Source organism: Mucilaginibacter sp. P5_A4, assembly GCF_056400605.1.
Genome location: NZ_JBFUKX010000032.1, coordinates 41933 through 55594 on the forward strand (window position 1 = coordinate 41933; position 13662 = coordinate 55594).

Genomic DNA, 13662 nt, shown 5'->3' on the forward strand with positions numbered 1-13662 from the left:
GTTAAAGAATGTTCAGGATTTTACCTAAATTGTTTGTCATTTTTCTGAAATCTGAAATCTGAAATCTGAAATCTGAAATCTGAAATCTGAAATCTGAAATCTGAAATCTGAAATCTGAAATCTAAATAATTCCCATCCGGTTTGAGTCCAGTTTGATAAGGACGAACAGCAGGATTGTAAAGCTGAGTAATGAAGATCCACCGTAGCTAATGAACGGTAGCGGGATACCGATAACAGGCACGATGCCAATGGTCATGCCGATGTTGATTACCACGTGGAAGAATAGCACCGATGCTACTCCATAACCATAGATGCGCGAAAATGGCGATCGCTGTCGTTCTGCAATATAAATAACCCGGAGGATCAAAAACAGGAATAGCCCCATAACTACTAATGAGCCTGCAAAGCCCCACTCCTCGCCTATGGTACAAAAAATAAAGTCGGTACTTTGTTCAGGAACAAAGGAATATTTGGTTTGTGTACCCTGCAGGTAACCCTTACCCCACATTTTGCCCGAGCCAATGGCTATTTTTGATTGGTTTACATTGTAACCCTTACCGCGTAAATCGGTGGTAATGCCCAGCAGAATGTTGATCCGCTCGGTTTGGTGAGGCTTCAAAACATGGCTGTAAATAAATTTTACGCTAAAAATAAACGATATTGAGATAGCCAAACCGATAAGCATGGTGGTAATGAGCTTGCGGTTACGTTTAAATAAAAATATAACCAGGGCTGTAAATGCCACCAACCCAATAATTATGCTTAGTGGATTAAACAAAAGCGCAACCACAAAAAGCGTTATTAAAAGACCCGAGACCACCAGGTAATAAGGTGATAAACCCTCGCGGTACAATACAAAAATAAGTGAGCAAAAAACGAGTGTCGACCCGGTATCTGGCTGTAGCATAATAAGCACCATCGGGAAACCTATGATAGTTGCAGCTGCCATAAATGCTTTTGGCTCAGCAACGCGTATATTAGGCCCGCTCAAATAACGGGCTAAAAGTAAACAGGTGGCAAATTTGGCAAACTCCGAGGGCTGCAGCCTGAAACCACCGCCCATATTGATCCAGGCCTGGTTACCGCCAACATTTCTGCCAATTACCAGTACCACTATAAGCAACAGTACAGTTATCGCATAAAAAGCAGGAGAAAGCGCGCTAAAAAACCTGCTTTCCAAGAGCAGGATAACCATTCCTACAATCACAGCCACAATTATGTATATAAATTGCTTACCATAATTGGTAGCTCCATCTATAAAACTGGGGTGCCTTTCATCAAATACGGCCGCGTGAATGTTGAACCAGCCAATAGTACACAGTACGAGGTACAGGAACACCGTTACCCAATCAACATTAAAAAAGAAACTACGCTGATTATTACTACTCATATTACTTGCCCGTTCCCCGGTTTGCTAAAAGATTAACCCAGCTACCCGGCTTTTTATTGTTTGCTGTTTTTAACCGGGCAGCTTTTTTTACAGAATCAGCCTTAAACTTTTTGATTGAATCGGCTTTTGCAGCCCGGATACTATCACGCATCCGCTCTTTTTTAAGGTCGAGCGCGTAAAGGGTAAGATCGGGCAGACGATCGGCGTTTGCAAAATAATCCACCGTAATTCCCGATTCACGGGGAGTAATCTTTCCTTTTAAATATTTTTCAACTATAAAGCTGGCAATAGGCGCGGCCCAATGCGCACCTTCTCCCGAGTTCTCAACTACCACCGCTATCGCAATTTTAGGGTTGTCTCGTGGGGCAAAGGCAACAAACACCGAATTAGCTTCGCCACGTGGGTTTTGGGCTGTGCCGGTTTTTCCGCACATGATAATGCCCGGGATCTTTGATCTCCTGGCAGTACCATCCTCAACCACGGCCTGCATCCCGTTAATCACGGGGTCAAAATATTGCGAATCTATGCCAACGTAATTTCTTTTGGTATACTCTGCTTTAATTACGTTTTCTGTTCCGATAGCTTTAATTAAATGTGGTTTATAAAAAAAACCCTGGTTAGCTATGGTACATTCAATATTGGCCATCTGCAATGGCGTTGCTAAAAGCTCTCCCTGGCCAATGGCAAGCGAAATAATTGTGCTTGAGCGCCATCCGCCTTTTTTATAAATATTATCGTAATGCAAAGGAGTTGGCACATTGCCCCTGCCTTCGGCCGGCATGTCCAGATCAAGTCTTACGCCCAATCCAAATTTATTTACGTTGGCACGCCAGTTAGCAAATGTCGTTTCGGTCCGTTTTGCCCCATACCTGTCGATGATCCTTTGAAAAACCATCGAAAAATAACCATTACAAGATTCGGCTACGGCCCTGCTTAAATTAACCGAACCGTGGGCTTCACCGTTATTACACGGCACCAGGCGATTACCGGCCCGGTAATGCCCGGTACAATAATAAGTATCCTGTGGCGTGATGATGCCCTCCTGCAAGCCGATGAGTGCGCTTAGTGGTTTAAATGACGAACCCGGTGGATATTGCGCCTGTATGGGCCTTATGAAAAATGGCTTATAGGGATTATTATACATTTTGGCCGCGTTATTGCCACGCTCGCGCCCTACCATCAAATTTGGGTCATACGTTGGGCTACTTACGTAACATAGTATCTCGCCGCTCGACGGCTCAATGGCTACTATACTGCCCAGCTTATTTTTCATAAGCTTTTCGCCTAACTTTTGCAGATCGATGTCAAGCGACGAAGTGAGCCGCTCGCCGGTACGCGCAACGGTATCAAATGCACCATTGGCAAACGATCCTTTTTTTATTCCGCGCGAATCAACCATTATATTTTGAACACCGCGTTGCCCGCGTAATACATTCTCATAAGCTTTTTCAACGCCTGTAATACCAATGTAATCACCAAGTCGGTAATACCCGTTTGAGCGACTAATATCCCTGTCATGTACCTCGCCTATATAACCTAAAAACTGCGCAGCCACCGAGTCAGGGTAAGCACGTACAGTACGGCGCTGTATATAAAAGCCAACAAAATCTCCCATTTTTTCCTGCAGGGAGGCAAACAGTGTAGCCGGTACCTGCTTTTCAAATGGCGAATCTTTACTGGGAGAGTATTTTACGGCTTTAGTCCAGCGTTTATCAAAACCGGCCTTATCAATGCCAATCATTCTGCAAAACTCAAGGGTATCAAAAGGTTTTACATCCTTTGGGTTAACCATGATATCGTAGATCGGTTCGTTTTGAACCAGTATTTTGCCATTCCTGTCCAATATCGGTCCCCGCGCGGGGTATATAATAGCACTGCGGATAACATTTTTGGTGGCATACAGTGCATATCGTTCATCAACTATCTGGATATAGTAAAGCCTGGCCAGCAGGGTAAAAATTATAGTAATAAAAATACCGGTTACAACGTAGCGACGCTCAAAAAATTTATTCATTTACGTTCTTTCCTTTTGAAAAATAGCAGTCCCGAAATCAGTATCAAAAATACCGTAAATATTGAACTCAAAACAACACGGCTTAGTGTGTATTGTATTTCAGAAATCCTAAATACTTCAAGGTTTAGCAGGAAAAAATGATGAGAGAAAGTGAGTATTACTATATAAGCAAAAAACCACCTGATACCCATAATGCTTAAGGTTGGTTCGGGCTCATTATCAAAGCCGTCTTTTTGCACAGTTATATTTATAAATAGTATGCGTACCAGGGCAAGCACCGCACATGCAGCCGCGTGCAGCCCGGGTGTGTCATAAAATGCATCTACAGTAAGCCCTAATATAAACGCCAACGCAAACAGTAATACATTGGGTGTCTCAAACGGCAGCAGCAAAATAAACATGATATAGAAATAAGGCGTAGCCAGGTTATAAAAGGTGATGTTTTTGAGCAGGAATACCTGCATAAAAACCAAAACCAAAAAGCGGATGGCATTAATAATAATAATACGGCCCATTATTTATTTTGTACGGCCTCCAATCCCGCCTGCTCCTGTGCAAATTTGTTAACTACCACGTATACGTATTGTAATTTTGTAAAATCAACTGATAAGTTAACCTCCACATTGAGCAGTAAACCGCCCTCCTTTGCATGTAAATTAGTTATTTTACCAAACGGTATGCCCGTAGGGAAAAGCGAATAACCCGATGCTACCACTTGTTCACCCAATTTTGGCTTTGCTTCGTTTTGCAGGCTGAGCACCCCTTTATGCGGATCGAGATTACTTACCCAGGTAAATGAGCCAACGGCTTTATCATCTGCCAGCATTGCACTAAACTGGCTTTTTGAATGCAGCAGCGATTTAACAATGGCGAAATGATCTGTAACATCGGCTACCATCCCCACAACACCGGCACCGCTAATTATACCCATATCTTTTGCTACCCCATCCTTGCGGCCCCTGTTTATAGTGATGTAATTATTGGATTGATTGGTGGAATTATTGATAACCCTGGCCACTATGTAGGTATATTGTTGTTTATAAACAGTATCTGTTACCTTATGCTTCTCAACTGTATCAACATAAAATGAACTCTTGAGTATTCCCCGCAACCTGGCATTCTCACCTGCCAGGCTGTCGTTTTGTTCTTTTAGTGATAAATACCCTTTAAACTGGCTTACCTGTGCATATAAACTACCGGTAACCTGGTTTTGCGAATTAATGAAAGTAGCTTTTTGAAAAGAGTTGTATTTGATATAAATAAGCAACGCGCTTACTTCAAAAATCAGGAATAAAAAAAACGCGTTATACTTAGTGATAAATATCAAGAGGTTACGCATTGTGGGATAGATTTGAGATATGAGATATGAGATATGAGATTAAAAACACTGTAAGTCAATGTCTCAAATCTCATATCTAAAATCTCGTATCTAATTTACTGCATTAAAAATTTAAAATTACCTATGTTTTTCAGGGCGGTTCCGGTTCCGCGTACTACGGCACGCAACGGATCTTCGGCTACATGAACCGGCAGTTTTGTTTTGGCTGCCACACGTTTATCCAGGCCACGCAATAGGGCGCCACCTCCCGTTAAATAAATACCAGTTTGATAAATATCCGCCGAAAGCTCGGGCGGGGTAATTTCCAACGCTTTTAATATTGCTTCCTCAATCTTCGAGATCGATTTATCCAGGCAATGTGCAATTTCGGTGTATGATACCATGATCTGTTTTGGCACACCGGTCATCAAATCGCGACCCTGTACGGCAAAATCAGCCGGGGGATCTGCTAATTCCGGTAATGCAGCGCCAACTTCTATCTTAATTTTTTCTGCAGTACGATCGCCAATCATTATGTTGTGCTGCCTGCGGATATATTGAACAATATCAGAGTCAAAGTTATCTCCGGCAACACGGATAGACTGATCACAAACAATCCCCGATAAAGCAATAACCGCAATCTCGGTAGTACCGCCACCAATATCAATGATCATGTTACCCATAGGTTCTTCCACATCAATACCAATACCCACGGCTGCAGCCATTGGCTCATGTATCAGGTAAACCTCCTTGGCGCCGGCTATTTCGGCCGAGTCGCGCACGGCACGTTTCTCTACCTCGGTTATACCCGATGGAATACAGATTACCATACGTAACGAGGGGAAGAACCAGCCTTTACCCTGGTTAATCATTTTGATCATACCGCGTATCATGTGTTCAGCGGCGTTAAAGTCGGCAATTACACCATCTTTAAGCGGACGAACAGTACGGATATTATCATGTGTTTTACCCTCCATTTGCATGGCCTGCCGGCCAATGGCGATAACCTTATTTGTAGTCCTGTCGAACGCCACGATAGATGGTTCATCAACAACAACTTTATCATTATGTATAATGAGGGTATTTGCAGTACCCAGATCGATAGCAATTTCTTGTGTAAAAAAGTTAAATAAACCCATCTAATGTTTCCCTTGAAATAATCTGCAAAGTTAAATAATAAACTACACGAATTTCACGAATGATTATCCTGTCGGCGAATTTTCACGAATTAATGCAGGTTGGTAATAATAACTCCAATTTTCCTCTTATCGTATTTTTACTACCTCTATTCTTGCTTTTTTTTGCTATGTAATCCGCGTAAATCTGCAGTTGTGAAAATACGTTTTAATTAATGTAATTCGTGTAATTTAATTAGTGAATATTCTGCCTTACCGGCAATATTCGTAACTATTTTATTCGCGAAACCCACCAGCAATTCAAATCATGAATTTCGAAATAATTCGTGCGATTCGTGTTTGTTAAATTCCACTCAATTCGTGTAATTCGTGTTTATCAAATTAGTGTTTAAAATGACGTACCCCGGTAGTAACCATCGAGATGTTTTTTTCGTCGCACATGGCTACAGATAGCTTGTCGTTTATTGACCCACCTGGTTGTAATACCGCTGTAATACCTGCCTCGGCAGCCAGTTCCACACAATCAGGGAAGGGGAAAAAAGCGTCAGATGCCATCACTGCGCCATTCAGATCGAAACCAAAGCTGTGGGCTTTAATAACTGCCTGCCTTAATGAATCAACCCTTGACGTTTGACCAACACCGCTCGACATCAGCTGGTTGTTTTTAGCAAATACAATCGTGTTTGATTTGGTATGCTTTACCACTTTATTGGCAAAATACAAATCTTTCATTTCCTGCTCGGTTGGTTTGCGGTTAGTAACCGGGGTCATTTGTGCCGGTCCTTCAACAACCGCGTCTTTATCCTGCTCAATAACACCGTTCAGCAAGGTTTTAAATTGCTTAACTGGTAATTCTACTGGCTGACGAACTAAAATAATACGGTTCTTTTTAGCCTGTAGTATTTGAACCGCCTCGTCTGTGTAGGCAGGAGCAATCAGTACTTCGTAAAATATCTTGTCAATCTCGGTAGCGGTAGCAGCGTCTATTTCATCGTTAGCTATAATTACGCCGCCAAAAGCCGAAACCGGGTCACAGGCCAAAGCATCTACCCATGCCTCTTTAATAAAAGAGCGTGATGCAATGCCACAGGCATTGGTATGTTTTAATATGGCGATAGTTGGCTCGCCGGTAAACTCATCAATTAGGGCTACAGCCGCGTCAACATCTACCAGGTTGTTGTATGAAAGCTCTTTACCATTCAACTTGTTGAACATGGCATCCAGGTTACCATAAAAAGTACCTTTTTGATGCGGGTTTTCGCCGTAACGTAAGGTTTGGCTGGTTAGGATGCTTTGTTTAAATACCGGCAGCGGCTCTTCCTGGTTAAAATACTGAAAAATGTGGGTATCGTAGTTTGAGGTAATATTGAATGCCTTTTGCGCGAATGATTTGCGTTGATCGATAGTGGTAACACCATCCTGTGTTTTCAGGATTTCTTCCAGTACGCCGTAGTCGTCTTTTGAAGCAACGATGGTTACATCTTTGAAATTTTTTGCACCCGCGCGGATCAGCGAAATACCGCCGATATCGATCTTTTCGATCACGTCTTCGGCGCCTGCGCCTGATTGTACGGTTTCTTCAAATGGATAAAGATCTACAATAACCAAATCCAGTTCAGGGATTTCGTATTCGGCCAGTTGTTTCTCATCGCTATCAAAACTTCTGCGGGCCAAAATACCACCAAACACCTTAGGGTGCAGGGTTTTAACGCGACCACCTAATATAGATGGGTATGAGGTAAGGTCTTCAACAGGGATTACATTTACCCCTAAATTACGGATAAAAGTTTCGGTACCACCGGTTGAATATATATTAACACCAAGGCGATTTAACTCGAGAATGATAGGCTCTAAATTATCTTTGTAGTAAACAGAAATTAAAGCATTTTTTATTTGAACAGACTGGCTCATTTACAGTGATTTTTTGAGCCGCAAAGGTAGTGATATTTTTCATTAGTCGGGAAGTCGGAAAAGACCAAAAGTCAGAAAAGATCGAAAGTTTTTTTCTTATTATTTCTCTGAGCAATCTTTTGATATTCACCATGTAACTACGATTATCTTTTCGAACACAAATAACAGAAATTTGAAGAATTCCTCCTGAACTCATGAACATCTCAAACTTACCAACTTCCGGACTTTCCGACTTTCGGACTTTTCACAATAATTAACTAACTTCACCGCCCGAAATAGTACATAAATGAAATTATTAGAAGGAAAAACCGCACTTATCACCGGTGCATCAAAAGGAATAGGGCGTAAAATAGCCGAAAAGTTTGCCGAGCACGGCGCTAATGTAGCTTTTACGTATTTATCATCTGTAGAAAAAGGCCAGGTCCTTGAACAGGAACTACAAAGTTTTGGCACGCAGGTAAAGGGCTATCGTTCTGATGCATCTAAATTTGATGAAGCCGAAAAACTGATCTCCGATATTATAGCCGATTTTGGCACCTTACATATAGTAGTTAACAACGCCGGCATAACCAAAGATGGTTTATTGATGCGCATGACCGAAGAAGCATGGGACGAGGTTTTAAACGTAAATCTTAAATCTATCTTCAATGTTACCAAAGCAGCTTCCAAGATCATGATGAAGAACCGCAATGGCGTGTTCATCAACATAAGCTCGGTTGTGGGTGTACAAGGTAATGCGGGGCAGGCTAACTACGCAGCTTCAAAAGCTGGCATCATCGGTTTCTCCAAATCAATGGCTAAAGAATTAGGCTCACGTAACATACGCACCAACGTAGTTGCTCCCGGCTTCATTAAAACCGAAATGACCGAAATACTTGACCCTAAAGTGGTTGAAGGCTGGGCGGCGGCTATCCCGCTTAAACGCGGCGGTGAAACCGAAGATGTAGCCAATGCCTGTGTTTTCCTGGCATCAGATATGGCAACCTACATCACCGGGCAGGTAATTCCTGTTGATGGCGGGATGCTATAGTTAAGTCAAAATTCAAAAGGAAAAAGTCAAAAACAAACGGCGGCCATCCTTTTTTCAGAATGCTACAGGACAAGTAACCCGCATGTGGTATGCTAAAGCAAGTTCAGCACTACTTATAGTTAACCAAAAAGGCAAGCTTTTCTCTTGCCTTTTTGGTTAATACCTACTACCTTAAAACTAATTCCGCTCATTTCACAATAATTTCGCATTTTGCAGGTGAACGTAAAACGAGTAGCGTGTTACGTAAACTTATATGCAGTTTTCACTTACATGGGGTTCAGTTTCGGGATGGTGGGTACCCGCCTGTTTGGTGCTGGGGGTATTATACGCCTGGCTGTTGTACCGGCAACCTGTTAACCTGAGTAAATTTTTCAGGTATGGACTTTCGGTTATCCGGGCGTTGGTGATATTTTTTATCGCGATGTTCCTGGTATCTCCATTAGTGAAAACCATAAAGTACAATCCGCAGAAACCATTGGTGTTAATTGCACAGGATAATTCCGCATCTATCAAGGCGTTTAAAACTCCCGGCTTTAACGCTGATAAACTGGTTACCGACCTGGCTAAATTGAAGCAGGACCTTGGCGATAAATATGATGTACAGGAGTTTAATTTTGATAAAGACTTATACAATGGCCTCTCCAATAAATTCAATGGCAGGCAAACCGATATAGCCAATGTCCTGCGCCAGCTGAACAACAAATTTGTAAATCAAAATATCGGTGCTTTAGTTTTGACTACCGATGGCTTATACAACCAGGGTAATGATCCGCAATACGAAGCCAAAAACATAAAAACCAGCATTTATACCATCGCCCTTGGCGATACCGTTGCTAAACGCGACCTGCTGATAGGCAACGTAAACTATAACAAAACCGCTTTTTTAGGTAATAATTTTGAGGTGGAGGTTTTGGCTGCTGCTTACCAAAGTAAAGGCGAAAACATGCGTTTAACCGTTACCGAAGATGGCAAACAGGTTTTCGCTCAAACCACCCCGGTAACAGGCACTGATTTAAAAAAGCTTGTTCCCATTAAATTAATGGCGGATAAAAAGGGATTAAGAAAATTTACCATCAGTATAACCCCTGTTAAAAATGAGTTATCCACCCAAAACAATACGGAAGTTATTTATGTAGATGTGTTGGACGCCCGCCAAAAGGTGCTAATGCTGTACCAAAGTGCACACCCAGACATTACGGTTATTAAACAGGCTATTGAAACCAACAGGAATTTTGAGGTAAAAACTTCGCTGTTGGCAGATATCGCTGGGATTAAATTGGCCGATTATAGCCTGATAGTACTTTACCAGGTAAATGCAGGTGGTTTTGCACCGTTAAAAAGTTTCATCGCCAGTAGCAAAACACCGGTTTGGTATGTTATAGGTTCGCAAAGCGAGCTGCAGACTTTTAATGCCGAACAAAGCGTGGTAAAAATAAGCGCGGGCCGAAGCGAAACCCAGGAAGTTTACGCTCTACCCGAAGCTGGCTTTTCGGCCTTTACCCTATCCGATTCATCACGAAAAAAGATCAGCACTTTGCCACCCTTACTGGCGCCTTTTGGCAGCTATGGAACATCCGCAGCAACTACCATTTTATTACGGCAAAAGATTGGTGCTATAGCTACCACCTATCCCCTGCTTGCTTTTGGCGATGAGGCAGGTCGCCGCACAGCCATATTGGCCGGTGAGGGTATCTGGCGCTGGCAATTAGCCGAGTTTCAGAATTACGGCAACCGTAATGCAACCGATGAACTATTGAGCCAAACCGTACAATATTTAACGGCAAACGCCAACCGCCAGCGCTTCCGCGTATACCCGGCCCGTAATGTGTTTGATGAAGGTGAAAATGTGATCCTGAACGCCGAACTATATAACGATGCCCTCGAACTCATTAATACACCAGATGTTAAGATCGACCTGAAAAGCGTTACAGGTAAAAATTACAGCTTCCTTTTCAGTCGCTCCGGGCAAAGCTACCAGTTGGATGCGGGCACATTACCTGTTGGCGAATACGCCTACAATGCTTCCACACAAAATGGCAAAAGCCTGTTTAAAGCCACCGGGCAGTTAACCGTTAAAGCCCTTAACCTGGAAACCCGCCAAAGCGCGGCCAACCACCGGTTACTAAACTCACTCGCTAAACAAAGCGGCGGGCAAATGTTGCAACCAGGCCAGATAAGCCAACTTGCCGATATGATCCGCAAAAATGACAACATCAAAATCGTAGTATATGAAGACAAGCATTACAGCGATATTATTGATGTAAAATGGCTGTTTGTGTTGATACTCCTGCTATTGAGTGGCGAATGGTTTTTAAGGAAACGCGAAGGAGAGGTTTAAGAAATTCATGCAAAAGTTCGGGCCACGTGCGATTCTCTCCCAACGGGAGGGTGCAGGGAGGGGTCTCTTAAAGCGACATAAACAGCACTATCATGGCTAAAAAGATCATTCCATACAATCCTATTTTAAAAGCCTTAGCTCGAAGGCTCCGCAAAAACATGACTGATGGTGAACTATTATTATGGAATGAATTAAAAAACGATAAACTATTAGGGTTCGATTTTGATCGTCAACGCTTTATTGATAATTATATAGTTGATTTTTACTGTAAGGATCTAATGCTGGCTATTGAAATTGATGGCATGTCGCATAATAATGAAGAAGCATTTACCAAAGATGAAATAAGACAGCAAAAATTAGAAAGCTTTGGAATCCAATTTTTACGTTTTACAGAATCCGAAATGAAAAACGACATGCTTAATGTGTTAAGAACTCTTGAGTGTAAAGTAATTGAAATTATCAGGGATAATTCCGCTATTAAATTACCGAAGGGTTTTGACCTGGATTTATTAAAACAATAGCATTTGCTTTAATGTTGCAGAAACCCCTCCCTGCACCCTCCCGTTGGGAGGGAATCGCACAGGCCTGGCTTTCACAAAAAAAACGATAGGTCTAAACCCATCGCTTTTAAAATATCTTATATCTTGATTCTACTTTTCCGTTTTCTCCGGCACTACCAGGTAAACATCCTCATTCTCTTTTTTCATGAGGTATTTTTCGCGGGCGAATTTTTCCAGTTGCTGGCGGTTTGAGCTAAGTTCGTTGAGCTCTTTGGTTACCTGGTCGGTTTGGGCTTTATAAAAATCACGTTCCTGGGTTAGCTTGCTTACCTGGCGGCGATACTCGTACTGCGAGAACAGGTCGTTTTTATCAAAAAATATCATCCACACTAAAAAAGCCAGCGTAACCAAAAAGAATTTATTCTTAAAAAGGTCAATTAAGCGTTTCATCGATACGAGCCCTGTGAATTTCATTTAAAGCTATTTATTTTTTTTGAGCGAAACAAGTTTTTTTTGGCTCATCAGTTTATTGGTGAAAAGTTTAAAACAAGCAAAGCAGTTAACCAATTGCAAAGACCAATGAACCATTGAACCAGTGAACTACCTTCTGCCCGAAGAACGGCTCGCTCCACTCATGCCACTACTGCCGCCCGAGCGGCTATTGCCACTGCGCTGGCCGCCGCCACCACCTGATGGTCTGCGACCACTGCCGCCCCTGCCATTGTCGCGCTTAAAACTGCCCGATCCTTTTTTTGAATCACCGGCTATCAGCCTTGCAGTCATAGCCGCCGGGCTCATTGGGTACGGGTGCCCTTCTTCAACAGGGATTTCTTTTGCTATCAGTTTATGAATATCTCTTAAAAACAGAATCTCTTCCTCATCGCAAAAAGAAAGCGCTATACCATCCGCACCGGCACGGCCTGTACGGCCAATACGGTGTACATAGGTTTCGGGAATATTTGGCAACTCGTAGTTTATTACGTGGGTAAGCTCATCAATATCAATACCGCGTGCGGCAATATCGGTAGCTATCAGCACCCGTGTAGCACGGCTTTTAAAGTTGCTTAATGCCCGCTGGCGTGCGTTTTGTGATTTGTTGCCATGAATAGCTTCGGCAGTTATGCCAACGCGTACCAGGTCTTTCACCACTTTATCGGCACCGTGTTTTGTACGGGTAAACACCAGGGCTGTTTTAATTTCTTTATCTTTTAATATGTGGATGAGCAATGATTTTTTGTCATTCTTCTCTACATAATATAATGATTGCTGTATGGTATCGGCAGTTGACGATACCGGTGTAACTTCTATCCTTTCTGGATTCGTTAATATGGTATCAGCCAGATGCTGAATTTCCTTAGGCATAGTAGCCGAGAAAAACAGTGTTTGTCTTTTTGCAGGAACTTTGGCGATGATCTTTTTCACATCGTTTACAAAGCCCATATCCAGCATACGGTCGGCCTCATCAAGTATCAGCATTTTAACGTGCTCCAGATGTACAAAACGCTGATTCATCAGGTCTAATAAACGACCAGGAGTTGCTATCAAAATATCAACACCACGACGTAAAGCGTCAACCTGCGGATTTTGCGATACCCCACCAAAGATCACCAGGTTTTTTAAACCGGTATTTTTACCATAAGCAGTAAAGCTTTCGGCAATTTGTATGGCCAGCTCACGGGTTGGTGTTAAAACCAAAGCCTTGATGGTTTTCTGCTCTTTATGAGCCATCCTATCCTGATACAACAACTGTAAAGTGGGTAATGCAAAAGCAGCGGTTTTACCTGTACCTGTTTGCGCACAACCTAACAGGTCGCGGTGATTTAGTACAATAGGAATGGCTTGCGCCTGGATAGGAGTTGGGGTTGTATATCCCTCAGTTTTTAAGGCCTTGAGGATAGGCTCAATTAATTTTAAATTTTCGAATGACATGATTCTTGTAAATGTGCAGATTTGCAAATTTATGATGTGCAGATGTGCTTGTAATATTATAAATTGATAATGTCCTCATGTTTTAACGAGGCATTA

Annotated in this window: 11 protein-coding genes; 3 read left to right on the top strand and 8 right to left on the bottom strand. The window is 42.4% G+C overall.

Translation table 11 applies throughout. The features are described from left to right. Window positions 1-121 precede the first annotated feature (121 nt). From rodA to purH, 6 genes are all read right to left on the bottom strand, one after another. The gene (gene rodA, locus AC1DQW_RS18060; protein WP_477455360.1) at window positions 122-1390 is read right to left on the bottom strand and encodes a rod shape-determining protein RodA; all 1269 of its coding nucleotides are present in this window, start codon (window positions 1388-1390) and stop codon (window positions 122-124) included. A 1-nt stretch (window position 1391) separates the two neighbouring features. Further along, window positions 1392-3404 carry a penicillin-binding protein 2 gene (gene mrdA / locus AC1DQW_RS18065; RefSeq protein WP_477455361.1) on the bottom strand — a complete coding sequence of 671 codons (2013 nt, stop codon included), beginning with the start codon at window positions 3402-3404 and terminating at the stop codon, window positions 1392-1394. Beyond that, window positions 3401-3919, bottom strand: a complete 519-nt coding sequence (mreD, locus tag AC1DQW_RS18070; RefSeq protein WP_477455362.1) for a rod shape-determining protein MreD — start codon at window positions 3917-3919, stop codon at window positions 3401-3403. The genes mrdA and mreD overlap by 4 nt, the downstream gene beginning before the upstream one ends. Next, on the bottom strand, window positions 3919-4743 hold the full coding sequence (mreC, locus tag AC1DQW_RS18075; protein ID WP_477404691.1) for a rod shape-determining protein MreC: 825 nt from the start codon (window positions 4741-4743) through the stop codon (window positions 3919-3921). The genes mreD and mreC overlap by 1 nt, the downstream gene beginning before the upstream one ends. 95 nt (window positions 4744-4838) lie before the next feature. Then, window positions 4839-5861 carry a rod shape-determining protein gene (locus AC1DQW_RS18080; RefSeq protein WP_090651245.1) on the bottom strand — a complete coding sequence of 341 codons (1023 nt, stop codon included), beginning with the start codon at window positions 5859-5861 and terminating at the stop codon, window positions 4839-4841. A gap of 378 nt (window positions 5862-6239) precedes the next feature. Beyond that, on the bottom strand, window positions 6240-7769 hold the full coding sequence (gene purH / locus AC1DQW_RS18085; RefSeq protein ID WP_477455363.1) for a bifunctional phosphoribosylaminoimidazolecarboxamide formyltransferase/IMP cyclohydrolase: 1530 nt from the start codon (window positions 7767-7769) through the stop codon (window positions 6240-6242). A 286-nt stretch (window positions 7770-8055) separates the two neighbouring features. Here purH and fabG point away from each other — a divergent pair, with 286 nt between their 5' ends. The 3 genes from fabG to AC1DQW_RS18100 all read left to right on the top strand — a co-directional run bounded on the left by fabG (window position 8056) and on the right by AC1DQW_RS18100 (window position 11658). Continuing rightward, complete coding sequence (fabG, locus tag AC1DQW_RS18090) at window positions 8056-8799, top strand: 3-oxoacyl-[acyl-carrier-protein] reductase (RefSeq protein ID WP_477406067.1); 744 nt, start codon at window positions 8056-8058, stop codon at window positions 8797-8799. A gap of 253 nt (window positions 8800-9052) precedes the next feature. Continuing rightward, window positions 9053-11137 (top strand): hypothetical protein, encoded by a 2085-nt coding sequence (locus tag AC1DQW_RS18095; protein WP_477455364.1) that lies wholly within the window; start codon window positions 9053-9055, stop codon window positions 11135-11137. A 92-nt stretch (window positions 11138-11229) separates the two neighbouring features. Next, on the top strand, window positions 11230-11658 hold the full coding sequence (locus AC1DQW_RS18100; protein ID WP_477455365.1) for an endonuclease domain-containing protein: 429 nt from the start codon (window positions 11230-11232) through the stop codon (window positions 11656-11658). A gap of 129 nt (window positions 11659-11787) precedes the next feature. Here the strand turns inward: AC1DQW_RS18100 and AC1DQW_RS18105 are convergent, their stop codons facing one another. Further along, window positions 11788-12111 (bottom strand): FtsB family cell division protein, encoded by a 324-nt coding sequence (locus tag AC1DQW_RS18105; RefSeq protein WP_477455366.1) that lies wholly within the window; start codon window positions 12109-12111, stop codon window positions 11788-11790. A 126-nt stretch (window positions 12112-12237) separates the two neighbouring features. Continuing rightward, window positions 12238-13566, bottom strand: a complete 1329-nt coding sequence (locus AC1DQW_RS18110; protein WP_477455367.1) for a DEAD/DEAH box helicase — start codon at window positions 13564-13566, stop codon at window positions 12238-12240. Between the last annotated feature and the right edge of the window lie 96 nt (window positions 13567-13662).

Excerpts from the sequence above, each read along its gene's own strand:
- rodA (WP_477455360.1), bottom strand. The coding sequence starts at position 1,390 with ATGAGTAGTAATAATCAGCGTAGTTTCTTTTTTAATGTTGATTGGGTA.
- mrdA (WP_477455361.1), bottom strand. The coding sequence starts at position 3,404 with ATGAATAAATTTTTTGAGCGTCGCTACGTTGTAACCGGTATTTTTATT.
- mreD (WP_477455362.1), bottom strand. The coding sequence starts at position 3,919 with ATGGGCCGTATTATTATTATTAATGCCATCCGCTTTTTGGTTTTGGTT.
- mreC (WP_477404691.1), bottom strand. The coding sequence starts at position 4,743 with ATGCGTAACCTCTTGATATTTATCACTAAGTATAACGCGTTTTTTTTA.
- AC1DQW_RS18080 (WP_090651245.1), bottom strand. The coding sequence starts at position 5,861 with ATGGGTTTATTTAACTTTTTTACACAAGAAATTGCTATCGATCTGGGT.
- purH (WP_477455363.1), bottom strand. The coding sequence starts at position 7,769 with ATGAGCCAGTCTGTTCAAATAAAAAATGCTTTAATTTCTGTTTACTAC.
- fabG (WP_477406067.1), top strand. The coding sequence starts at position 8,056 with ATGAAATTATTAGAAGGAAAAACCGCACTTATCACCGGTGCATCAAAA.
- AC1DQW_RS18095 (WP_477455364.1), top strand. The coding sequence starts at position 9,053 with ATGCAGTTTTCACTTACATGGGGTTCAGTTTCGGGATGGTGGGTACCC.
- AC1DQW_RS18100 (WP_477455365.1), top strand. The coding sequence starts at position 11,230 with ATGGCTAAAAAGATCATTCCATACAATCCTATTTTAAAAGCCTTAGCT.
- AC1DQW_RS18105 (WP_477455366.1), bottom strand. The coding sequence starts at position 12,111 with ATGAAATTCACAGGGCTCGTATCGATGAAACGCTTAATTGACCTTTTT.
- AC1DQW_RS18110 (WP_477455367.1), bottom strand. The coding sequence starts at position 13,566 with ATGTCATTCGAAAATTTAAAATTAATTGAGCCTATCCTCAAGGCCTTA.